This is a genomic window from Microbacterium xylanilyticum (assembly GCF_054654695.1).
In genome coordinates this window covers 1,836,534-1,857,823 of sequence record NZ_BAAIEN010000002.1, presented here as the reverse complement: position 1 = coordinate 1,857,823, position 21,290 = coordinate 1,836,534, and the positions used below count along the sequence as shown (strand labels likewise).

The 21,290-nt window shown below is 67.0% G+C and carries 19 protein-coding genes and 2 pseudogenes; 10 read left to right on the top strand and 11 right to left on the bottom strand.

Annotated elements, in window-relative coordinates; all coding sequences use genetic code 11:
* Nucleotides 1-102 precede the first annotated feature (102 nt).
* Entirely contained in the window at nt 103-675 is a 573-nt protein-coding gene (locus ACYQ1L_RS09365; RefSeq protein WP_460003911.1) for a TetR family transcriptional regulator, read from the top strand.
* On the opposite strand, the gene ACYQ1L_RS09360 is transcribed toward ACYQ1L_RS09365, so the two are convergent.
* Together ACYQ1L_RS09360 and ACYQ1L_RS09355 are read right to left on the bottom strand one after the other, a co-directional pair.
* Nucleotides 638-2,077 carry an MFS transporter gene (locus tag ACYQ1L_RS09360; RefSeq protein ID WP_460003910.1) on the bottom strand — a complete coding sequence of 480 codons (1,440 nt, stop codon included), beginning with the start codon at nt 2,075-2,077 and terminating at the stop codon, nt 638-640. The two genes, ACYQ1L_RS09365 and ACYQ1L_RS09360, sit on opposite strands and share 38 nt — an antisense overlap.
* A complete protein-coding gene (locus ACYQ1L_RS09355; protein WP_460003909.1) occupies nt 2,074-3,243 on the bottom strand; it encodes a MalY/PatB family protein in 1,170 nt (389 codons plus the stop codon). The genes ACYQ1L_RS09360 and ACYQ1L_RS09355 overlap by 4 nt, the downstream gene beginning before the upstream one ends.
* A gap of 385 nt (nt 3,244-3,628) precedes the next feature.
* Between ACYQ1L_RS09355 and ACYQ1L_RS09350 the strand changes: the two genes are divergently transcribed.
* Nucleotides 3,629-4,699, top strand: a complete 1,071-nt coding sequence (locus ACYQ1L_RS09350) for an IS110 family RNA-guided transposase (RefSeq protein WP_460003908.1) — start codon at nt 3,629-3,631, stop codon at nt 4,697-4,699.
* 25 nt (nt 4,700-4,724) lie between these two features.
* Nucleotides 4,725-4,940, top strand: a complete 216-nt coding sequence (locus tag ACYQ1L_RS09345; protein ID WP_460003907.1) for an integrase core domain-containing protein — start codon at nt 4,725-4,727, stop codon at nt 4,938-4,940.
* Between the two features lie 214 nt (nt 4,941-5,154).
* On the opposite strand, the gene ACYQ1L_RS09340 is transcribed toward ACYQ1L_RS09345, so the two are convergent.
* The 4 genes from ACYQ1L_RS09340 to ACYQ1L_RS09325 all read right to left on the bottom strand — a co-directional run bounded on the left by ACYQ1L_RS09340 (nt 5,155) and on the right by ACYQ1L_RS09325 (nt 11,590).
* Nucleotides 5,155-8,094, bottom strand: coding sequence for a glycoside hydrolase family 2 TIM barrel-domain containing protein (locus ACYQ1L_RS09340; RefSeq protein WP_460003906.1), 2,940 nt, complete (start codon nt 8,092-8,094; stop codon nt 5,155-5,157).
* A 229-nt stretch (nt 8,095-8,323) separates the two neighbouring features.
* Nucleotides 8,324-9,241 (bottom strand): carbohydrate ABC transporter permease, encoded by a 918-nt coding sequence (locus tag ACYQ1L_RS09335; RefSeq protein WP_460003905.1) that lies wholly within the window; start codon nt 9,239-9,241, stop codon nt 8,324-8,326.
* Nucleotides 9,238-10,200 carry a carbohydrate ABC transporter permease gene (locus ACYQ1L_RS09330; protein WP_460003904.1) on the bottom strand — a complete coding sequence of 321 codons (963 nt, stop codon included), beginning with the start codon at nt 10,198-10,200 and terminating at the stop codon, nt 9,238-9,240. Before ACYQ1L_RS09330 ends, ACYQ1L_RS09335 begins: the two co-directional genes overlap by 4 nt.
* 13 nt (nt 10,201-10,213) lie before the next feature.
* Nucleotides 10,214-11,590, bottom strand: coding sequence for an ABC transporter substrate-binding protein (locus tag ACYQ1L_RS09325; protein ID WP_460003903.1), 1,377 nt, complete (start codon nt 11,588-11,590; stop codon nt 10,214-10,216).
* A gap of 308 nt (nt 11,591-11,898) precedes the next feature.
* Between ACYQ1L_RS09325 and ACYQ1L_RS09320 the strand changes: the two are divergent.
* Both ACYQ1L_RS09320 and ACYQ1L_RS09315 read left to right on the top strand, forming a co-directional pair.
* Nucleotides 11,899-13,076: pseudogene (locus ACYQ1L_RS09320) on the top strand (IS3 family transposase).
* A 265-nt stretch (nt 13,077-13,341) separates the two neighbouring features.
* The gene (locus ACYQ1L_RS09315; RefSeq protein WP_460003902.1) at nt 13,342-13,638 is read left to right on the top strand and encodes a hypothetical protein; all 297 of its coding nucleotides are present in this window, start codon (nt 13,342-13,344) and stop codon (nt 13,636-13,638) included.
* Nucleotides 13,639-14,039: 401 nt separating this feature from the next.
* Here ACYQ1L_RS09315 and ACYQ1L_RS09310 read toward each other — a convergent pair whose 3' ends face one another.
* A complete protein-coding gene (locus ACYQ1L_RS09310; RefSeq protein WP_460003901.1) occupies nt 14,040-14,393 on the bottom strand; it encodes a metalloregulator ArsR/SmtB family transcription factor in 354 nt (117 codons plus the stop codon).
* Between the two features lie 82 nt (nt 14,394-14,475).
* On the opposite strand from ACYQ1L_RS09310, the gene ACYQ1L_RS09305 reads away from it, so the two are divergent.
* The 4 genes and pseudogenes from ACYQ1L_RS09305 (at nt 14,476) to lgt (ending at nt 17,922) form a co-directional block, all read left to right on the top strand.
* The gene (locus ACYQ1L_RS09305; RefSeq protein WP_460003900.1) at nt 14,476-15,798 is read left to right on the top strand and encodes an NAD(P)-binding domain-containing protein; all 1,323 of its coding nucleotides are present in this window, start codon (nt 14,476-14,478) and stop codon (nt 15,796-15,798) included.
* Nucleotides 15,795-16,307 carry a GNAT family N-acetyltransferase gene (locus tag ACYQ1L_RS09300; RefSeq protein WP_460003899.1) on the top strand — a complete coding sequence of 171 codons (513 nt, stop codon included), beginning with the start codon at nt 15,795-15,797 and terminating at the stop codon, nt 16,305-16,307. Before ACYQ1L_RS09305 ends, ACYQ1L_RS09300 begins: the two co-directional genes overlap by 4 nt.
* Nucleotides 16,308-16,396: 89 nt before the next feature.
* Nucleotides 16,397-16,741: pseudogene (locus ACYQ1L_RS09295) on the top strand (arsenate reductase ArsC).
* Between the two features lie 233 nt (nt 16,742-16,974).
* Nucleotides 16,975-17,922, top strand: a complete 948-nt coding sequence (gene lgt / locus ACYQ1L_RS09290; protein ID WP_460003898.1) for a prolipoprotein diacylglyceryl transferase — start codon at nt 16,975-16,977, stop codon at nt 17,920-17,922.
* A gap of 30 nt (nt 17,923-17,952) precedes the next feature.
* Here lgt and ACYQ1L_RS09285 read toward each other — a convergent pair whose 3' ends face one another.
* Together ACYQ1L_RS09285 and ACYQ1L_RS20125 are read right to left on the bottom strand one after the other, a co-directional pair.
* Nucleotides 17,953-19,641, bottom strand: coding sequence for an FAD-dependent oxidoreductase (locus tag ACYQ1L_RS09285; protein ID WP_460003897.1), 1,689 nt, complete (start codon nt 19,639-19,641; stop codon nt 17,953-17,955).
* An 8-nt stretch (nt 19,642-19,649) separates the two neighbouring features.
* On the bottom strand, nt 19,650-19,835 hold the full coding sequence (locus ACYQ1L_RS20125) for a hypothetical protein (RefSeq protein WP_488199505.1): 186 nt from the start codon (nt 19,833-19,835) through the stop codon (nt 19,650-19,652).
* A gap of 78 nt (nt 19,836-19,913) precedes the next feature.
* Between ACYQ1L_RS20125 and ACYQ1L_RS09280 the strand changes: the two genes are divergently transcribed.
* Complete coding sequence (locus ACYQ1L_RS09280) at nt 19,914-20,228, top strand: metal-sensitive transcriptional regulator (RefSeq protein WP_460003896.1); 315 nt, start codon at nt 19,914-19,916, stop codon at nt 20,226-20,228.
* Between the two features lie 57 nt (nt 20,229-20,285).
* On the opposite strand, the gene ACYQ1L_RS09275 is transcribed toward ACYQ1L_RS09280, so the two are convergent.
* Nucleotides 20,286-21,065 carry an ABC transporter permease gene (locus ACYQ1L_RS09275; RefSeq protein ID WP_460003895.1) on the bottom strand — a complete coding sequence of 260 codons (780 nt, stop codon included), beginning with the start codon at nt 21,063-21,065 and terminating at the stop codon, nt 20,286-20,288.
* Nucleotides 21,058-21,246, bottom strand: coding sequence for a hypothetical protein (locus ACYQ1L_RS09270; protein ID WP_460003894.1), 189 nt, complete (start codon nt 21,244-21,246; stop codon nt 21,058-21,060). The genes ACYQ1L_RS09275 and ACYQ1L_RS09270 overlap by 8 nt, the downstream gene beginning before the upstream one ends.
* Nucleotides 21,247-21,290 lie beyond the last annotated feature (44 nt).

Sequence of the window (21,290 nt, the reverse complement as noted above, 5' to 3'; positions counted from 1 at the left end):
GTCTCCTCGGTTGTGCTGTCGGATCGTGTCGCGGCGGTCCGCCGCTGCCGAGCTGTTCACCTGAACACTGTTCACCTGAACGTCGTTCAGTATAGTCAGACCATGACTCCCGCGCGCACCGGAAGACACGACCGCGAGCACATCATCGGCGTCGCCCTCGAACTGCTGGACCGTTACGGCCTGCCCGATCTGACCATGCGCCGCCTGGCGGCCGAGCTCGAGGTGCAGGCGAGTGCCCTCTACTGGCACTTCGACAGCAAGCAGGACCTGATCGCCGCCGTCTCGGACCGCATCATGGCGCGCATCCCCGACCCGGTCGACGGCGCGGAGCTGATCGATGCCGCCCGTGCCGTCCGTGATGCGCTCCTCGCCCACCGCGACGGAGCGGAGGTCGTGATGAGCTCCGCGGCGCTGCGCCCGGGGCCTTCCCGCGCCCTCGACGTGCTCCGGCAGGCTCTGCCGTCGCACCAGGAGGACGGCGAGCTCGCGGCCACCGCCGTGCTCCAGTTCGTGCTCGGTCACACAACGCTGATGCAGCAGCGCATGCACGGAGAGAGCTACGGCGCCGCCAGCACGGCCGGCACGCTGGACGAAACCGCCCGGGATGCCGCGGTGTTCGAGACGGGCATCGCCCTGATCAGTCGTGGGGTTGCCCGGTCGACGGCCGGCCGCTGACGGCAGGACCTGTCGCGTCTCTCCGGGGCCCGTCGCCGATGCGCGCCCCGGGCACCAGCCCGATCACCACGGCCGTCGCTGCGACCGCGAACACCGCGGGGAATCCGGATCCGGCGATCGGCGCACTCACGAACATGAGCCCGGCGAAGGCGATCGCAACCGCGGATCCGGTCGAATCCGAGATCGAGAGCGCCGAGGAGTTGAAGCCCTCATCCGCCGGCGTGGAGTAAGCGAGCGTGAGCACGTTCAGCCGCGGGTAGAGCAGCCCGATGCCGCTTCCGGCGATCCCCCACAGCACGACCACGCTCCAGGGCGCCGAGCGCGTCACCGCGACGACGATGAGGCCGAGGAACGCCACGAGCAGCAGCGCCGCGCTGATCACGACCATGCGGCGGCTGCCCAGTCGCTCGCCGTAGCGGCCCTGCACCGCGGACGCCCCTGACCAGGCGAGGGCCGCGGCCGTGAGCGCGAGTCCGGCGATCGTGGGGCTGAAGTCGAACCGCTCCATGAGCATGCGCGGCACGTACGCCTCCGCGGCGAAGAACCCGCCGGCCAGGAGCCCGCGCAGCAGCACGACGCTCGGCAGCCCCGGAGCGGCGCGCAGGGCGCCGGCGGGGAACAGCGGCCGGATGGCGAGAGCGATCGCCGCGGTCGCCGCGATCGCGATCGGCCAGCCGATCGCCGGGGCGGCATCGGAGGCGAATCCCACCGCGACGGCCGCGACCGCGACGACGACGGAGAGCAGGATCCGCACGCCGAACCGGCCGCCGGACGCGGCCGCCTCCGCAGCGGTGCTGCCGTCGGGGTGTGCGCGCAGGTCGACGTCGCGCAGTCGCACGACGACCAGCAGGAACGCGATCACGTTCAGCGCCGCGACGCCCAGGAAGGTCCAGCGCCAGTGCAGGTACTGCGCCACCGCGCCGGCGAGGAACGGCCCGATCATGGACGGGACGACCCAGGCCGCGGCGAACGCCGCGAAGATCCGCCCGAGCAGCGCGGACGGGTAGACCCGCGCCACGACGACGTAGAGGGCCACGGTCTGCGCACCACCGCCCAGCCCCTGGATCAGCCGCCCGAGCACCAGTGCGTACATGTCGGTCGCCGCTCCCGCGATCACCAGCCCGGCGATGAACAGCACCACGGCCGTGTACAGCGGAGCACGAGGGCCGGCACGGTCGCTCCATGCGCCACTGGCGACCATCCCGATAACCCCGGTCGCGAGGGTCCCGGCGAACGCCACGGCGTACAGCGCTTCGCCGTGCAGATCCGCGGCGACGAGGGGCATGACCGTCGTCACCGCGAGCGCTTCGATCGCGCCGAGGAGGATGAGCACCACGGAGCCGACCGTGATGCCGAGCCGGTGCCGGTCCCAGATCGTCGCTGCGGCGGCCGGCGAGGTCACCGGCGCACCAGCGCGGCGATGCGGAGCACCGCCTCGGTGAGCACGTCCGGGGAGCAGCCCAGGTTGATGCGCACGTGCCCCCTGCCTTCGTCGCCGAAGGTGTGCCCGCGGTTCACGGCGACGCGCGCCTCGCGCAGGATCCGGTCCGCGGGGTCGTCTCCCCAGCCGAGGTCGCGCAGGTCGACCCAGGCGAGGTACCCCGCGTCGGGCAGACGGTAGCGCGCCTCGGGCAGATGCTCCGCGAGCAGCCGCCCGAGCAGCCGCCGGTTGTCGTCCAGCGCCACCCGCAGGGCCTCCAGCCAGGAGTCGCTCGCCGGGTCCCACGCAGCCACGGCCGCCAGCGCGCCGAACAGGCCGGTGCGCCATTCGACCTCCGGCGGGAGCGCGCGGACGACCGCCGCGGTCTCCTCGCTCGCCGTCACCATGACCGCGCACTTGAGGCCGGCGAGGTTGTACGCCTTGCTCGCGCTGGTCACCGCGTAGCCGACCTCCGTCGCCCGGGGCGACGCCGCGAGGAACGGGGTGTACTCGACACCGGGGTGCACCAGGGGCGCGTGGATCTCGTCGCTCACCACGACCGCGCCGTGGGCGGCGGCGATCTCCGCCAGCTGCGCCAGCGCGGAACGGCTGTGCACGGTGCCCGTGGGGTTGTGCGGGTTGCACAGCAGCACGGCGCGGGCTCCGCCGGCCAGCGCGCGCTCGATCCCGGCCAGGTCCAGGATCCAGGATCCGTCGACGTCGATGAGCGGGACGCGCTCCACGACGCCTCCCGCCTCCTCCACGCAGTCGAAGAACGGCGGGTACACGGGAGGCGCCACGACCACGCGGTCCCCGGGCGCGATCACGGCGCGCAGGATCTCGACGACCCCCATCATCACGTCGCAGGTGGAGCGGATGCGATCCGGGTGCACGGTCCACCCGAAATGGCGCTGCGCATAGGCGGCGAACGCGGTGCGGAGTCCGGGATCCGGCGGGGTGTACCCGGTGTCGCCCAGCTCGAGGGCCTCGCGCAGCCGCGCCGTGATCGCCTCTGCGAGCGGGAAGTCGGTCTCCGCCACGAACAGCGGCAGGACGTCCTCGGGGTAGGTCCGCCACTTGGTGCTGGAGCGGCGACGGAGCTGTTCGAGCGGCAGTGCATGCAGTGCGGTGCGGCAAGCGGTGGTCACTCTTCGACCCTATCGACGCCGGGACGACGAAGGGCCCGGCGCCGTCATACGGCGTCAGACCCTTGCCTTTTGAGAGGGTTTCGTCTCGCTCCGCTTCGCGGTGCTCGCTCAACCTTGATACGACTGTCAGTCTGTTTCTGCCCGATCTCGCGAGGATGGGGTAGTCCCGGCTGGAGCGTTCTGACCCTTGCTTACGATTGGCCCGCAGGGTGCCTTGGCGTTGATCTGTCGAGCCTCCGGCCGGGCGCGCAGTAACCGCTGCCGCCGGATCGGGCGTGACCTGATAGGAGCCTGGAGCAGTCTCGACAACGCGTCCCCATGACAGTCTTGTCCACCCGCCGGCGACAGCGTGACACCACGCTAACCGGTGAAGGAGACAGCACACATGACCGATATCGAGACCGTCCGTTCCGGACACGTCGTGATCGGCGTGGACACGCACAAGCACATCCACGTCGCCGCAGTGATGGACTCCGTCGGCGGGATCCTCGCGACGCTGACCATCGCCACCGACACGGCCGGGTTCCGGCAGCTGCTGGAATGGGCGACGGGCTTCGGGAAGATCATCGCGTTCGGCATCGAGGGGACGGGTTCCTACGGAGCCGCTCTCGCCTCGTTCGTCCGCCGTCACGGGCACAAGGTGATCGAGGTCAGCCGGCCTGACCGGCGGCTGCGCCGGTTGAATGGGAAGTCCGACACCCTCGACGCGGAGAACGCCGCCCGGGCTGTGCTGGCCGGGTTCGCGACTGCGATCCCGAAGACCGCGGACGGCGTCGTCGAGATGATCCGACAGCTGAAAGTCGCGCACGATACCGCGGTCAAGGACCGCACCGGGGCAATGATCACGCTCAAGGCGATGCTCGTGCACGCCACCGATGACCTCCGTCGGGAGATGTCGAAGAAGACACAGAAGATGGTCGCCCGGCACTGCGCCGCGCTCCGTCCTCGAGGGCTGGCGACACCCGAGGACGCGAACCGTCACGCGCTGCGCTCGATCGCGAAACGGTGGATCGCTTTGAACGACGAGATCAAGGAACTCGAGGCGCAGATCGAGCAGCTCGTGCTCCAGCGCGCCCCGCACCTGCTCGATGAGTTCGGCATCGGCGTCGACACTGCCGCGGAAATCCTGATCGTCGCCGGTGACAACCCGGAGCGGATCAGAAGCGAAGCCGCGTTCGCGAAGCTCGCCGGTATCAGTCCCATCCCGACCGGCTCCGGGATGACCAGCGGCAAGCACCGGATCAACCACGGCGGACACCGGCAGCTGAACGCCGCGATCTACCGGACTGTGATCGTCCGGATGCGGTTCCACGAGCCGACGATCGCCTACGTTGCCCGACGGACCGCCGAAGGCAAAAGCAAGCGAGACATCATCCGCTGCCTGAAGCGCTACGTGATCCGGGAGGTCTACCACCTCGTCAAGACCGACCCCAGAACCGGCGAAATCATGGGTTGACAACTATAGGAGCATCAACGCGCTCATGGAGTCCACGATCGGCCTGTTCAAAACCGAGGTCATCGAGCACGAGAGGGTCACGTGGACGTCGTGGCGGCAGGTTGAGCAGGCCACCGCGTCCTGGGTGCACTGGTATAACCACGAACGGCTGCACTCCGCGATCGGACACCTCACCCCCGTCGAGTTCGAAGACCTCGACTACGCTCTAACCCACGACGTCGAGCAACCGCTCGCCGCCTAACACCGCCCTCCGAGAATCCCAGGCCGGTTCAAGTTGACGTTGCTGTTGAGGAAGCCGATGTTGTAGTTCGGACCGGTCCAGACCTGGATGACGTCCTGGAAAGTCACGGACCCGTAACCCGGTGCGGACGCCTGGATCGTAACCGGCCCTGGGGTTGCGCCATTCATCAGCCACTCGCTCCTGGCGAAGCGTTGCGCGTTCGTCAGTATTGCGATCATCGGTCCGTGCCCGACGCGGCGATCGTGCGCACCTCGAGGCGGATGTCGCCGTGGACGTCGCGGGGTGTGAGCTCGTGTTTGGCGAGGACGCCGGGTCCGCAGGCTGCCGTGCCGACGCCGCGCTGGGCGAAGTCGATGATGAGGTGGACGGGGCCGTCTGCTGCGAGTTCGTGGTCGTGTTCTGCCTGGGCTACCGCGGATCGGGTGTTTCGGCTGATCGTAAAGCTGAAGTTCCCGCGGATCGTGACCTCATGTCGACCATCGCAGATCGTGAGGAACGATCGGCATGTGCGTGCGCCGTTCTCCTGCGGCCGCAGGTAGTCCGTCGACAGGGCGGCCACGTTCGATCGCCACCAGCCGGCGCGTTGCCCCTGTCCGGTGTCGGGGTAGCTCTGGTCCGGGCCGTCGCCCATCCAGATCACTTCATCGAAGTCGCTTGGCAGTTCGAACTCGATTCCGACGCGCGGCCAGGAGTCGCATTCTCGCCATCCTCCGATGGGGGTGACCGAGAAGTCGAGATCGGCGCCGCGGGGCGTCGCGGTCCAGACGAAGTCCGTGTCGACTCCGCGGGTGGTGGCTGCTGGCGCGACACGTTGGCGCACATGGGTTCTCGTGCCGTCGCTCACGACCGACACCGTGCGCGTATGGAGATGTTCGAGTCCGGCTTCTTCCCAGACGGTCGCGTCCGGGCGTTGCCCTTCGAAGGAGCCGAGGTCGTTGTCGGTTGGTGCACGCCACAGCAGCAGGGAAGGGCCGACGATCGGCACTGCCCCTATGGATCGCAGGGCACCGCGTGCGGTGAAGTCGATCCCGGCGACGCTGTGCGCTTCTTCTTCCCCAGGCGCAGTGCCCCGAGGTGGCTGATCGGCTGGGACGGCGGCCTTGACGATCTGTCCCCATGCGACCTCGTGAGCTGCGGGCGCCCATCGGGTGTCATGCGCGAGGACCGCGCGCACCGTGAACACGGTGTCGCCGTCTGCTCCCCTCCATGCGTCCCGTGCCTTCGCCGGGATGGCAAGTTCGCGTTCCTCTCCGGGGCTGATGTTCTCGACGACGAGTTCGCCGGCGGCGCGGACGTGCTCGTCCTCGACGACCGCCCACTCGAACGTGAAGTCGCGCAGATCGATCACGTCGTGACGGTTGCGAATCTGGGCGGTGGTGGCGTCGGCGTCGATGCTGATCCGAATGGGCTCGTACACCTTCTTCAGGTCGGCAAGCGCAGGGCGAGGAGCACCGTCCGGGGCGACGAGCCCGTCCGCGACGAACGTCCCGTCATGCACGTGTTCGCCGAAGTCGCCGCCGTATCCGAAGTACTCGGTGTCACCGCGGCCGATAGCGATCCCGTGTTCGCGCCACTCCCAGACGAAACCGCCCTGCAGACGGGGATACCTGTCGAACAACGCCGCGTACTCGCGGAGCCCTCCGGGACCGTTGCCCATCGCATGGGCGTACTCGCAGAGGATGAACGGAAGAGATCGACGGTGCGCATCTGCGACAGGATCCGCGAGTTCCGGTTCCTCGTATCGCCCCCACGCTTCGAGGGTCGCCGGGTCGACGTACATGCGCGAGTTGATGTCCGTGTATGCGGCGTCGAAGTCTCTTTCGTAATGCACGGGCCGGGACCGGTCGCGCGCTCGGACCCAGTCGGCCATGGCGCGCAGATTGGAGCCATCTCCTGATTCATTGCCGAGAGACCACATGATGACACTGGCATGGTTCTTGTCGCGCTCGACGGTTCGACGGATCCGATCGATCGCAGCCTCGCGCCAGATGGGGTCGTCCGATGGATTCTTCGCCGCGCCGAGGTCCTGTACGCCAGGGTGCTCGAAGCCGTGCGTCTCGTAGTCGTTCTCCAAGATCACGTAGAAGCCCAGCTCGTCCAGCAGCGGGAGCACCCGAGGGTCAGGCGGATAGTGACTCGTCCGCACCGCGTTGATGTTGTTCTGCTTCATCAGGCGGAGTTCGTCGCGGACGCGGGTCAGGTCGAGCGTTCGCCCGGTCCACGGGTCGTGCTCGTGCCGGTTCACGCCTCGAAGCTGTATGGCAGCACCGTTCACCATCAGCAATCCGTCGGAGATCCTTACCCGCCGGAATCCCACGTGCACGGTCGCCGTCTCCGCAGGGGTATGCACCATCACGGGGTAGAGCTGAGGGGTCTCCGCCGTCCACGGATCAACCTGGCCCACCAGGTGCCGTTCACCGACAGCCAGTCCGCTCAACCCGAGATCCGGGATGTCGAAAGTGACGTCGGAGCCCGTCGACGCATACGTCTCACAGTCGATGACGATCGTCGCCGTCCCGGTATCGGCATCGTAGTCGGCATGAACGAACAGATCTCGGATGCCCTCGTTAGGTGCCGCGAGCAGCGTCACCGAGCGGAAGATCCCGGGCAGCCACCACATGTCCTGCCCCTCGAGATAGGTCGCTGAGGACCATCGCGCCACCCGCACCGCGAGGACGTTGTCCTTGCGGAGCAGTGCGCTGACGTCGAACTCGTGGCACAACCGGCTGCCGCGAATGCTGCCCAGTAGCGAGCCGTTGAGCCAGACCTCAGCGGCGGAGTCGACACCGTCGAAGCGGAGGATCGCACCGTTGCGGAAATCCGAACCTGCCGCGAAACGAAGACGGTAGTCACCCAGTGGGTTATCGTCCGGCGTGTGCGGCGGATCGACCGGGATCGGATACCGGATGTTCGTGTAGACCGGAGCGTCATACCCGTTGAGCACCCAGGTGGACGGGACAGGCAGGATCGGCCAGCCCGAATCGTCCAGATCCTTCGATGCGAAATCAGCTGGAGCTGACCACGGCGAATCATGATGCCGAAACCGCCACATGCCGTCCAGGCTCAGCTCAGACCTGGTGGACTCGAATCGCGCCCGCGGTGGGATCGTCCCCTGGGACGGGCCTGTGTTGGTGAGAAAGTCGGAGTTGTTCACAGAAGGGTTTCCGGGTTGAAGCGAGAAGTGATGGCCTTGAGGAACGTCAAAAAGGTGCTGGCATCGTTGACGACCGAACGGCACGTACGTAGCCGCCCAATTACTCGTGTGCCCCCGCCACGGCGACGCTCCGGGGGCACACGAGCACACATCTTGGTTGGTGTCGACGGCGGGGAGGCTGGCGTATCCGCGCCGTCGCCGTGTCGTCAGGGTTTGGTGTCCGTCGGAGTCATCCCTTGTTGGCGCCCAGGGTGAGCCCGGCGATGAACTGGCGTTGCAGGACGAGATAGATGACAAGGGTTGGTATGACAGTGATCATCGCGCCCGCGGCGAGCAGGTTGTAGTTCGTCAACCATTCGCCTTTGAGGTTGTTGATCGCGGTGGTGACAGGGAGACGGTTACCGCTCTGGATGAAGATCAGCGGCCAGAAGAAATCGTTGTAGATAAAGATGACTTCGAGGGTCGCGAGCGCTGCGAGGGCTGGGCGGCTCAAAGGCATCACGATCGACCAGTAGTGTCGCCAGACTCCGGCGCCGTCGACTCTTGCGGCTTCAGAGATTTCCGTGGGCAGCGCTTTCATGTAGTTGGATAGCACGAATGTGCAGAAGCCGACCTGGAGCGCGGTGTTGACGGCGATCACGCTGACATAGGTGTTGAGCAGTGTGCCTGAATCGCTCATCCAGTACGGCAGCTGCAGGAGGCGGAAGGTCTCGAACAGCGGTGTCGCGAGCACCTGGGGTGGCAGCAGATTGCCGGCTGTGAACATGACGAGGAGCGTCAGGTTGAAGGGCCAGGAGTAACGGCTCAGCGCGAACGCCATCAGGGAGGCCAGAAACAGCGTGAGGATCACGGTCGGGACCGTATAGATCACGGAGTTCGTGAAATAGGTCGTGAAGCCACCCTGATTCCAGGCATTGATGTAGTTCTGAATGTCGAACGTTCCGCTGAAGGAGAAGTATCCGTGTTTCGCGGTGTCGGCATAGGGGCGCAATGAGGTGTACAGGGTCCACACGAGGGGCACGAGCCACATGATCGCCATGACGGTGAGGAACACGTACGCGCCCAGGTTCCGCTGGCGCGGGTCTTTCCGGAGCGTGCCGACCTGGCCAGTGACGATGGCGCGGGTACTCGTTGGTGCGGTAGTCATTCTCGAGCTTCCTTCCCGAACGTGCGGACAAGGTAGAAGGTGATGGGGACGAGCGAGATCAACAGCAGAACCACGGCGAGGGCCGAGCCGATTCCGATGACCTGGCCCTCTCCCACGAGGTTGCGCACGACGAGCGCGGAGAGGAGTTCGAGTCCGTTTGTGCCGCCGTTGATGACCCATACCACGTCGAAGGCGCGTAGGGCCTCGATGATGGTGATGACGATCACGATGATGTTCGTGGGCCGCATCACGGGGAACACGACGCGGAAGAACGTCTGCACCGCGTTGGCGCCATCGAGGGACGCGGCCTCACGAAGAGAGGGATCTACACCCTTCAGGCCGGCGAGGTAGAGGATCATGACGTAGCCCGCATGGCGCCACGTGGCTGCGATCAGCGCCGCCCAGAGGTTCACACTCGAAGCCCCGAACCAATCGATCGCACGCGACGTGCCCGCAGTGCCGAGCAGGTTGTTCAGCAGGCCGCTGTCTTGGGAGTAGAACAGCTGCCAGATCACGCCGACAAGTGCGAGCGAGAGCATCACCGGGATAAAGAACACCGTCTGGTAGATTCGGCTTCCTTTCAGTTGACGATCCAGCAGAACAGCCAACAAGAGTCCGATCGGAGTCCCGACGACGGCGAGGAAGAGCAACCAGACGACGTTGTGCAACACGGCGGGCCAGAACGGCGGATAGTTCTGTATCACGTACTGGTAGTTGTCCAGTCCCGCCCAGCGGATGTTGTTGAGGGAAAGTCCGTTCCATTTGGTGAACGACAGCAGCACAGACACCAGGGTGGGGATCCAGATCAGGACGGCCTGGACGAGTGTCGGTAAGGCGATCATCAAGCCCAGAACGAGCCTGTCGCCACGGGTGAGCTGTTGCAAGCGCCGCCGACGAGCGGGCGGAACCTGTGCTTGTGGTCTGCCAACGGTGGCAGCACCGGGGGAGGTCGCGGTCATCGTCGCCGTCCTCTCATTGCTGGGAGTAGAGCTGCTTGGCCTGCGACTCAATGTTCGCGAGGTTGATCGTCCCGGACTTGGTGAACTCCTGCAGTGCAGGGATCACCACGTTGCTGGCCATCGCGGGCAGTGCGTCGCGGTCGAAGAACTGGCTGATGTGGCCCGCCTTGGCGATGACCGACGACAGGGACTTCGTGAAATCGCTGTAGGCGGACGTGTCGGCGTCCTTCGCGGTCATGATGTTGGAGGGGTCGACCTTCCAGTACGCGGTCTGCCCGGCTCCGGTCGCCATGAACGCGAGAAGGTCCCGGGCGGCCTGGCTGTCCGCGCCCCTCTTTGACAGGCAGAGGCCGTCGATCGGCGCCTCGAGTGCGGACTGGCCCTCCATCGCGATCTCCGGGAACTCGAAGAACCCGATGTCACCGGCAACGGCGGGGTCGGTGAACTGCTGCGTGATGAACGAGCCGAGGAGATACATGCCGGACTGCTTGTTGGCGAGCTTCTGTGCGGCGTCCTGCCAGGTGAGGCCCAGCGCGCTCGGATCCTGGAAGGGGCGGAGCTCGTTCCACGTGTCGAACACCTTCTGCACTCGCGGCTGGTCCCAGGACTCATTGTGTGCGCATAGATCCTTGTGGAACTGGTAGCCGTTCAAGCGCATGTCGATGTAGTCGAACGTTCCCATCGCGGGCCAGCCATCCTTATCGGCGAACTGGATCGGGATGAGACCGTCGGACTGCATCTTCTTGCACAATGCGATGAAGGCGTCCCACTTCGTCGGGACCTCGTACCCTTTCTCCTGCCATACCGACTTCCGGTAGAAGAAGCCCCACGGATAGTTGTAGTTCGGCACAAAATACTGCTTGCCGTCATCGGCCGTCGAAGCGTCCTTCATCGCCGAGCTGTAGTTGCTGCTGGCGCTCGACCACACGTCCGAGACGTCGCCGAGCAACCCGTTCTTCGCGAAATACTGCATCCGATAGCCGGCGAACCATGTGAACGCGTCATCCGGGCTGCCCTGCAAGTAATTGTTGATCTTCTCCTGGAAGGAATTGTGGTCGCTGGTGTTCACCTTGACCGTGTCGCCCGACTTCTTCTCGAACGCAGCGACGAACGCTGCATAGGCGTTCTTGGGTGTCGGATCCGAGGCATTCGATCCGAAGCTCGCGGCTCCTGCCTTCGAGGAGGAAGGCGCAGTCCCGCCCGTGCAGGATGCGAGCGTCGGGGTAAGAGCAAGAGCGAGAGCGCTGGCGCCGACGCCCGTCAAGAGCTGCCGCCGGCTCACTGCAACGGCGGGCCAGGAATGGTTGTTTCGCGACATGCGTGACTCCTTCGTCAACAAGAAGTGACCGGTCGGCCTGACCGGTTCTGCAAACAGGATGAACCCGTTCACTGGTCCGTCTCACGAAGATCCGTGAACGTTCACGGACCACCATACGACCCTGCTCCGCGCCCGTCAACACTGGATCTTTCACCGCCCGCGTCGGACGTGGCCGCTATCGTGGCGATCGTCCGACGGGGACATCAGACGACTGTGTCGGCGTGACGTTCCGGGAGTTTGTTGAGCCTCGAGCTTGGCGTGTAATCGATGTTCAACCTGGTTGAGCATCAGGGGACGTCGACATGACAAGCGGGCGTGAGGAACGAATCGGTGACAACTGATCGTTAGTGCCGGGAGGCGCTGGCGGGAAGGATGTCATCATGCCCGGTCCCTATCCCAGAGAGTTCCGCGAAGACGTTGTCGCGGTTGCTCGCAGCCGCGAGAGCGGCGTCACCATCAAGCAGGTTGCGACCGACTTCGGTATCAGCGAGGCGACGTTGCAGAACTGGCTCCGTCAGGCCGACGTCGAGGAAGGCAACCGTCCTGGTCAGACCGCCGCGGACGCTGCCGAGGCACGTGAACTGAAGAAGCGGATCCGCCTCCTCGAGCAGGAGAACGAGGTCCTCCGGCGAGCGGCGGCGTATCTGTCGCAGGCGAACCTGAGACTCGGTGGCTCCCCAAAATGACGTACCCGCTCGTATCTGAGCTCGCCGACGCGGGGATTCCCGTGACGGTGTCGTGCCGGGTCCTCAAGCTCGCAAGACAGCCCTACTACCGGTGGCGAAACGATCCCGTCAGGGACGCGGACATGCTCCGCGCGTATCGGATCAACGCGCTGCATGACGCGCATCACGACGACCCGACGTTCGGATACTGATACCTCGCCGACGAAGCCCGCCGGGCGGGATGGCGGATGAGCCGGCGCACGGCGTGGAAGCTGTGCTCGCAGGCCGGGATCCTCTCGTCCGCGCAGCGCCGGCGACGTGGGAAGGGCAAGAAGACCGGCCCGCCGGTGTTCGACGATCACGTGCAGCGGGTGTTCCGCGCCGATGCCCCGAACCGGCTGTGGCTCACGGACATCACGGAGCATCGGACGAGCGAAGGCAAGCTTTACTGCTGCGCGATCAAGGATGTGTTCTCCAACCGCATCGTCGGCTACTCGATCAGCGACCGGATGACCGCGAAGCTCGCCGTCGATGCCGTCCGCAACGCCGTCTCTCGTCGCGGTGAGGTCGCCGGGTGCATCCTGCACGCTGACCGGGGCAGCCAGTTCCGCAGCAGGGCGATGGCCCGCGAGCTGCGCCGTCATGACATGGTCGGATCGATGGGTCGCGTCGGCGCCGCCGGAGACAACGCCGCCATGGAGTCGTTCTGGTCGCTGCTGCAGACGAACGTCCTCAACCAGCAGCGGTGGGCCACCCGGCAGGAACTGCGCCTCGCGATCGTCGTCTGGATCGAGCGGAAGTATCACCGCCAACGAGCACAGGACACCCTCGGCGGGTTGACGCCGATCGACTTCGAAGCCAAGCTAACCGAGCCGCAATCTCTCGCGGCCTAAACCGAATCTGTCACCGATTCCTGCTTCACGCCCTTGCGTTTAGGGTGAGCACATGACGGCGGCGCGCACCAGGATCCCTTCACGCATTCTGGTCACTACAGGGGCCGCTCTTGTGCTCATGGGAGTCTCGGGTTGCTCGGTGGGAACCGCCCGGTCGCACGCGGAGCCTTCTGTAAAGCCGTCGGCTACGGCGGCGTCTCCCTCCCCCGATCCGACGGCTTCTGTTGCAGCGATCGACAGAGTGTCCTGCGAGACGTACTCGGACATGCTGACGATCCTGCAGAACTCCGACTATGCGTTCCACAACAACGGCATCAGCTCTCAAGAGCGGATCGGCTGGTACGCGCTCGCTTTCCGCGTCATCGGACGCGCGCCGTCCGCAGGTGATGGACCTGTCGCCACGGCGCTGACAACGCTGAAGACGATCCAGCCCCCGATGATCACCGAATCGTCGACGCCGGACCCCACGAGTCGCGCGTGGGGCGACGCCTCGCAGACGCTCGCCGCGGCGTGCAAAGCCGAAGGTCTTCCGTACTGGGCCGAAGGCTTCGTCGGAGGCTGACCCCTGACGAGCGCGATCGACATGGGTCCGACAAGACTCGTGCGGTCTCCTGCGCGCCCGAATACGCCGCTCTCGAATACGCACCCACACCACTATGTTCAGGGCGTGCTTCCCTGGGCATCGCCGCACGACGGCGCCGATTGTCGTCTGCTACTGCTGAGAATGCACGGCGTGGCCTACTGTCATGACCGTTCACCTCGCACGCGCTCATGATCCGCGGCATCGACCTTGTGGGTCTCGGCGAATGAGGCTTTCACCTGCCAGCTCATCGAACGTCCGGTCGGTTCGGAAGGACGGAAGTATGTGATGTTGTCACCCAGGCCCGCGCTCGTGCGAAGACCTTCCCGGCGCCTCTGGGTGGCAGCTTCACTCTGTCGACCGCTCCCCCGCCGTCGCCCCCGTCAGGCGGTCTCCAGCACGCGCGTCACTGCGCTCAGAGCCTCGGGGACCAGCCGGTAATACGCCCACGTCCCTCGCTGGGAACGGGTGAGGAACCCCGCGGTGGTGAGGACCTTGAGGTGATGGGACACGGTCGGCTGCGACAGCCCGACCGGATCGATCAAGTCGCACACGCACGCCTCCTGGCCCTCGCTGGAGGCGACGATCGACAGCAAGCGCAGCCGGGCCGGATCCGCGAGCGCCTTCAGCCGCACGGCAAGCTGCTCAGCATCCTCTTGCCCGAGCGGTTCCTTCACGAGCGGCGCACAGCACGCCGTCGTTGCGGTGACGTCGGTGACCTCCAGCATCGTGACCATGCATCGATACTAATCGATATTGACACTCGTCGATAGATGCGCTCATACTTGCATCGACGTTCATCGATATGCGGAGGATCTGATGGTGACGATGCTGGATCTGACCCCGAGGGTCGCGGTCTCTGACCGGTTGGCGACACTGCCGGTCGTGATCATCGGCGCGGGCCCGATCGGGCTCGCTGCGGCGGCGAACCTGGTCGATCGGGGCATCGACTTCACGATCCTCGAAGCCGGAGACAGGATCGCGGACTCCATCCAACTCTGGGGACACACCCGCCTCTTCTCCCCCTGGAAGCATCTCGTCGATCCCGCGTCTCGGCGGCTGCTGGAGGCGACGGGTTGGGTGATGCCGGGCGCGGAGGGACGCGCCCCGACCGGGCAGGAGCTCGTAGACGACTACCTGGCCCCGCTCGCGGATCTTCCCGAGATCGGGTCGCGGATCCAGTTCGGCGCCCGGGTGGTCGCCGTGTCTCGGGAGGGCATGGACCGCACCCGCACCGCGGGGCGCGCGCAGGCCCCGTTCCTGCTGCGCATCCAGCACCAGGACGGGCAGGTCACCGAGTCCACGGCGCGGGCGGTGATCGACGCATCCGGCACCTACACGTCCCCCAACCCGCTCGCCTCCTCCGGGCTCACCCCGCTCGGCTTCGACCAGGTCGCCGACCGCGTCCTGCACGCTCTCCCGGACGTTCTCGGCGCCGATCGGGCCCGGTTCGTGGGGCGGCACACGGTCGTGGTCGGGGCGGGGCATTCGGCCGCGAACACGCTCATCGCGCTCGGGAAGCTGGCCCAGCAGGAGCCGGGCAGCCGGGTGACCTGGGCGATCCGCAACCCCTCCGCGATCCGCGTGTCCTCCTCCCCCGACGACGATCTGCCGGACCGTGCGAAGCTCGGCACCCGCACCGAACGCCTCGTCGCCTCCGGCGTCGTCTCGGTGGTCGACTCGTTCGAGATCTCCCGCGTCGAACCCACTGGCGACGGGATCCGCCTGATCGACACCCGCCGTGGGGAGCCGGCGATGCTGGACGCGGACCTGGTGGTGAACGCCACCGGCTTCCGCCCCGACCTGGACATGCTGCGGGAGGTCCGGCTCGAGTTGGACGACATCGTCGAAGCCCCGCGCCGGCTGGCGCCGCTGATCGACCCGAACATCCACTCCTGCGGCACCGTCGAACCCCACGGGTTCCGGGAACTCACGCACCCGGAGTCGGGGTTCTTCATCGTCGGGATGAAGTCCTACGGCCGCGCCCCCACGTTCCTCCTCGCCACCGGCTACGAGCAGGTCCGCTCCGTCACCGCCTGGATCGACGGCGACCTGCCCGCGGCCACCCAAGTCGCGCTCACCCTGCCCGCGACCGGGGTGTGCTCGACGGGCGACAGCACCGGCGGATCCTGCTGCTCATGAGCCGGATCCGCGCCATGGCCCCTGCGGACTGGGAGCGGGTCGAGGAGATCTTCGCAGCCGGGATCGCCGGCGGCGAAGCCACCTTCGAGACCCGAACCCCCACCTGGGAACACTTCAACACCGGCAAGATCCCGCACCCGCGCCTCGTCGCCGTCGACGACGCCGACATCGTGATCGGCTGGGCTGCCGCGTCCCCGGTCTCCACCCGGGACGCCTACCGGGGCGTGATCGAGCATTCCGTCTATATCGACCCGGTTCACCGTGGCCAGGGGATCGGCCGAGCCCTGCTCGACGCGTTCATCGCCGCGGCCGAAGACGCCGGCTACTGGACGATCCAGTCGAGCATCTTCCCGGAGAACACCGCCAGCCTCCGCCTGCACGAGAGCGCCGGATTCCGGATCGTTGGAACACGGGAGCGAATCTCCCGATCCCTCCTCGGACCGCACGCCGGCCAGTGGCGGGACACCGTCCTCGTCGAACGCCGCTCCACCCGCAACGGCACCCCCTGACCACTCCCCTCGCCCACCCGAACGAAGGAACCCGCGTGACCAAACCCACCGTCCTGTTCGTCTGCGTCCACAACGCGGGACGCTCCCAGATGGCCGCAGGCTACGTGTAGCACCTCGCCGGCGACCGCATCGACGTCCGCTCCGCCGGATCCGAACCCAAAGACCAGATCAACCCCGTCGCCGTCGAGGCCATGGCGGAGGAAGGCATCGACATCACCGCGAACGCCCCGAAGCTGCTCACCGTCGACGCCGTCAGGCAGGCCGACGTCGTGATCACGATGGGCTGAGGCGACGCCTGCCCCATCTTTCCCGGCAAGCGCTACGAGTACTGGGAACTCGACGACCCCGCCGGACAGAACATCGATGCCGTCCGACCCATCCGCGACGAGATCCGCACCCGCGTGGGCGCACTCATCGACGAGCTGCTTCCCTAGCGAACAAGCCTCGCGGTCGAGCGGATCTCGGGGCTTGGGCCTGATCTTGGGCAGAGTTCTCCTCAGCCATTGGCGATTGGCGCCTTTCCCGGGCTCCTAGCGACGCCGGATGTCCGCTGCGGCGCATCGGGCCGGCATCTTCCGGGCCTGCGGCCGGCGCTTCCTTCACAGCCACCTCCGTGATCGACTCCGTAGCGTGGTCCACGCCGTCCCCGCAATCGAAAGGCGACCGCGTGAAAGCGAGCATCCCCAGCCCTCCTGAGCAATGGGCGCAGTTTCAGGTCGGTCCGCTGACGATCCATGCGTACGCGCTGTGCATCATCGCCGGCATCATTGCGGCGACCCTCATCCTCGGCAGGCGCCTGAAGAGGCGCGGCATCGAGCCGGGGTTCGCGATCGACATCGCCCTCTGGTCGGTGCCCCTCGGGATCGTGTGCGCGCGTTTTTACCACGTGTTCACGCACGTGGCCGACTACTTCGCTCCCGGGGACAACCTGTGGAACGTGTTCGCGATCTGGGACGGAGGCAACGCTCTCTACGGCTCGCTGATCGGGGGCACGGTTGGCATCGCCATCGCGTGCCGCCGCGCTCGGGTGCGGTTCTGGAGCCTGGCGGACGCCCTCGCGCCTGCGCTGCTGGTCGCCCAGTCTCTCGGTCGACTCGGCAACTACTTCAACCACGAGCTCTTCGGGTTGCCGACCACGCTGCCCTGGGGCCTTGAGATCGAGGCGACGAACTCCAAGTTCCCGCCCGGGCTGCCGGCGGGCACCCTGTTCCAGCCTCTGTTCCTCTACGAGATCGTCTGGAATCTGCTCGGCTTCGCCGTGATCCTCTGGATCGAGCGCCGTTTCGCCCTGCAATGGGGCAAGGTGCTCGCGCTGTACCTGATCTGGTACGGCGCGGGCCGCAGCTACCTCGAATCGATCCGCATCGATCCGTCCAGCATCGGCTTCCTGGGCATCCCCGCCAACGTATGGGCGTCGCTCGCTGCCGTCGCGCTGGGCATCGTCCTGTTCCTGGTGCAGGCCAGGCGCCACCCCGGCGCGGAGCCGTCCGCCTTCACCGGGGCATCCCGGGTCGCGCTCCCGGCCGGAGGATCGGGCGAACCGGTGGGGCGCCGTGAGCCCCGGGACGAGACGACGGATGCAGGAGAACCGGCGGGGAGGGCATCAAGACCGTAGTACTGCCCTCGATCCGCACGCGGAGCGACGTCAGGCCACGAGGACCTCGTCGCCGAGCACCGCCCGTGCGGTGAGCATCCCGCCCGACAGCGACGCGGAGTCGAAGCCCGATTGGGTCAGGAGCCGGTGGGCGATGTGCGAGCGCACGCCGGAGCCGCACAGCACTCGCACCGGGCGGTCCGCCGCGGCGGCGCGCACCTCGTCGAGACGGTCCCGCAGCTCGGTGTGCGGGATGTTCAGGGCGCCCGGCAGATGTCCGGCGGCGTATTCCGCCGCGCTGCGGACATCGAGGATCAGCGTCTCGTCGCGCAGCCGCTCCCAGTCCTGGGCGTACCAGAGGACGAGGGTTCCGTCCGTCACGTTGGCGCCGACCATGCCGACGAGGTTCACCGGATCCTTCGCGCTGCCGTAGATCGGGGAGTAGGCGAGGTCGAGGTCGATGAGCTCGGCCGTCGTGAGGCCTGCCCGGATCGCGGTGGCGAGCACGTCGATCCTCTTGTCCACGCCGTCGCGACCGACCGCCTGCGCGCCCAGCAGGAGCCCGTCGCCTCGGCGGATGTGCACGACGAGGGACATCTGCGTCGCCCCCGGAAAGTAGCCTGCGTGCTGGGTGGGGTGCAGGTGGAGGGTGTCGGTGTCGATGCCTGAGGCGCGCAGCGCGTCCGCATTCGCCCCGGTGAGTGCCGCGGTGATCTCGCCGACGCGCAGGATCGCCGTGCCCACAGGGGCGGGCAGCGGGCGAGCCGACGCGGGGCGGAGGATGTGGTCGGCGATCCCGCGCCCCGCTCGGTTCGCAGGGCCGGCGAGAGCCACGGGCCGACGCAGTCCCGTGACGGCATCGGCGGACAGGACCGCGTCTCCCGCGGCGTACACGTGCGGGACGTTCGTGCGGCCGTGTTCGTCGACGAGGATCGCACCGCGCTCGCACGCGATGCCAGCCGCCTCGAAGACGGCGGTGTCGGGGCGGACGCCGACGGAGAGCAGGATCAGATCGGCCTCGAGTCGTCGCCCGTCCGTGAGCACCAGGGTGTCGTGTCCTTCGTGCTGCTCCACAGCCTGCGCCGCGACACCGGCGTGCACCGAGATCCCGAGCCGCTTCAGCTCGGTCGTGACGGACGCGGCCATCTCGGCCTCCAGAGGTGGGAGGACATGCGGGGCGAGCTCGACGAGAGCGACCTCGAGCCCCTGGCGTCTCAGAGCCTCCGCGGCCTCCAGGCCGATGAAGCCGGCGCCGAGCACGACGGCGCGTCGCGCGGGGCTGGAAGCCTGCGCGTCGATGCGCGCTCGCAGGCGCACCGCATCCTCGACGGTCCGGAGGGTGCTCACCCGCGGCGAATCGAGTCCGGGCAGCGGAGGACGCAGGGCGACCGCGCCCGGCGCGAGGACGAGCGCGTCGTACCGCAGCTGCTCCTCCCCTCGCGGCCCTCGCACGGACACGGTCCGCCGAGCGGGGTCGAGGGCGGTGACCTCGTGGCGCACCCGCACATCGAGGTCGAGGGCGTCGCGCAGCTTCTCGGGCGTCTGCACGAGCAGCGCGGCCTCGTCCTGGATCTCGCCGCCGACGTAGTACGGGAGCCCGCAGTTGGCGAACGAGACATGCTCGCCGCGTTCGAGCACGACGATCTCCGCGTCCTCGTCCAGTCGACGGGCCCGGGCGGCGGCGCTCATCCCGGCCGCCACACCGCCGACGATCACGATCCGCCGGGGACGATGTGCCATGGTCGCGCTCATCGTCCGAGGATCCGGGACAGCAGGCCGCTGCGGGCGGGTCGGGCCGCAGCGATCTGCGCCTGTGTGTGCCGACCATCGCACCACTGTGCGGCCGGCACGGAGCGCTTCACGTCGGATACGTGCTGGCCGCACCCGGCCCAGGTGGTCTTCCCGCACGTCTTGCACGTCACTGCACGGCACATCTCTGCTCCTCGATCCCGGGAGGGGTTGGATACTCCTGGGGGTATATCCTAACATACTCCCCGGGGTATAATCGCTCCATGGTCAGCAGGGGAACAGCTCAGGGCATCGCCGACGACGAGACGCGCGCGGCGGGGCACGATCCGGACGCGGTGCGCAAGATCGCGAACCGGTTGCGACGCGCTCACGGCCAGCTTGCGGCAGTGATCGCCGCGGTGGAGGGCGGCGACGACTGCCGCGCGATCGTGCAACAACTCTCTGCCGTCACGAAAGCGCTCGACCGTGCCGGCTTCCTGGTCATATCGACCGCGTTGCGCGAGTGCCTGACTGATCCGGACGCCCAGGGGGCTCCGGATGCGGAGGAGTTGGAAAAGCTCTTCCTCACCCTCGCCTGAAGGGCAATGCTTCGGTCGAGCCGAGTCCCGGCCGACTCGTCACCGCAGGCGCCGTGCTCATCGGGCTTCCCATTGGAACCAGCGGATCCCGATGCCCGCGAAGACGATCAGGTATCCGGCGATGGCGACGATCGCCCAAGCGTCATCGGTGTTCCAGGCTGCCGTAGCCTGTGCGGCGGTGAACAGCGTCATCAGCGCCCCGACGGGCGACCATTTCGCGATGTTCGTGAACGTGTCGCCGAGCACGCCGGAGATGCCGAGGATCCCGAGCAGGAGGAGGACGACGTAGAGGACACGGCCGAGGGCGTTCACCGCTGTCGAAGAGCGCAGGAGCCCGACCACCGCCTGCCCGATGCCGAGGAACATCGCCGCACCGTAGAGCGCGACGAGCAGGATCAGCAGGTAGGTGCCCAGCCCGTACGTGAGACCGTGCATGATGCCGCCGACGACGATCACGACGACAGCCGTGACGATCGCGGCCGCGAATTGCACGGCCAACCGGCTCAGCATGATCGCCCAGGTCGGCGTCGGTGTCACGCGCAGCCGTTGGAACACTCCGGCCTCGCGATCACGCGCGACGGTGATCGAGTATCCCAGCAGCGCAGACGACAGCAGACCGTAGCTGAGGGCGAGCGCGATCATCATGGCGGGTCCGGCCGCACCGAATCCGCTGCCGCCCCGGCGGGTGGCCTGGTTCGTGATGATCAGCATCAGGATCGGCACGGCGAGGTTCAGGATCAGCGTCTGCCTGCTGCGCAGGAGCACCAGGAAGTCGGCGGTGAGGAGCGAACGCAGGGTGAGGCCGATCGGAGGTCGGGCGATGGCGGCGTCAGTCACGGAGATCAATTCCGGTCAAGGCGATGAACACGTCTTCCAGCGTCGGCTCGCCGTGCGCGATGGCTCGCACGCGAGGGTCGTCCCGGTGCGTCGCGATGAGCTCGGCCGGGCTGCCGGTGGTGACGATCCTGCCGTGGTCGATGATGACGATGCGGTCGCACACGGCCTGGGCCTCCTCCATGGAGTGGGTCGTGAGCAGGATGCTTCCGCCTCGCCTGCGAGAGC

What these genes read in the sequence shown, in the direction of transcription:
- ACYQ1L_RS09315 (WP_460003902.1), top strand. Translation starts at nt 13,342, where the DNA reads ATGCTGACGATCCTGCAGAACTCCGACTATGCGTTCCACAACAACGGC.
- ACYQ1L_RS09285 (WP_460003897.1), bottom strand. Translation starts at nt 19,641, where the DNA reads ATGGCACATCGTCCCCGGCGGATCGTGATCGTCGGCGGTGTGGCGGCC.
- ACYQ1L_RS09305 (WP_460003900.1), top strand. Translation starts at nt 14,476, where the DNA reads ATGGTGACGATGCTGGATCTGACCCCGAGGGTCGCGGTCTCTGACCGG.
- ACYQ1L_RS09310 (WP_460003901.1), bottom strand. Translation starts at nt 14,393, where the DNA reads ATGGTCACGATGCTGGAGGTCACCGACGTCACCGCAACGACGGCGTGC.
- ACYQ1L_RS09330 (WP_460003904.1), bottom strand. Translation starts at nt 10,200, where the DNA reads ATGACCGCGACCTCCCCCGGTGCTGCCACCGTTGGCAGACCACAAGCA.
- ACYQ1L_RS09350 (WP_460003908.1), top strand. Translation starts at nt 3,629, where the DNA reads ATGACCGATATCGAGACCGTCCGTTCCGGACACGTCGTGATCGGCGTG.
- ACYQ1L_RS09335 (WP_460003905.1), bottom strand. Translation starts at nt 9,241, where the DNA reads ATGACTACCGCACCAACGAGTACCCGCGCCATCGTCACTGGCCAGGTC.
- ACYQ1L_RS09300 (WP_460003899.1), top strand. Translation starts at nt 15,795, where the DNA reads ATGAGCCGGATCCGCGCCATGGCCCCTGCGGACTGGGAGCGGGTCGAG.
- ACYQ1L_RS20125 (WP_488199505.1), bottom strand. Translation starts at nt 19,835, where the DNA reads ATGTGCCGTGCAGTGACGTGCAAGACGTGCGGGAAGACCACCTGGGCC.
- ACYQ1L_RS09280 (WP_460003896.1), top strand. Translation starts at nt 19,914, where the DNA reads ATGGTCAGCAGGGGAACAGCTCAGGGCATCGCCGACGACGAGACGCGC.
- ACYQ1L_RS09345 (WP_460003907.1), top strand. Translation starts at nt 4,725, where the DNA reads ATGGAGTCCACGATCGGCCTGTTCAAAACCGAGGTCATCGAGCACGAG.
- ACYQ1L_RS09365 (WP_460003911.1), top strand. Translation starts at nt 103, where the DNA reads ATGACTCCCGCGCGCACCGGAAGACACGACCGCGAGCACATCATCGGC.
- ACYQ1L_RS09270 (WP_460003894.1), bottom strand. Translation starts at nt 21,246, where the DNA reads ATGGAGGAGGCCCAGGCCGTGTGCGACCGCATCGTCATCATCGACCAC.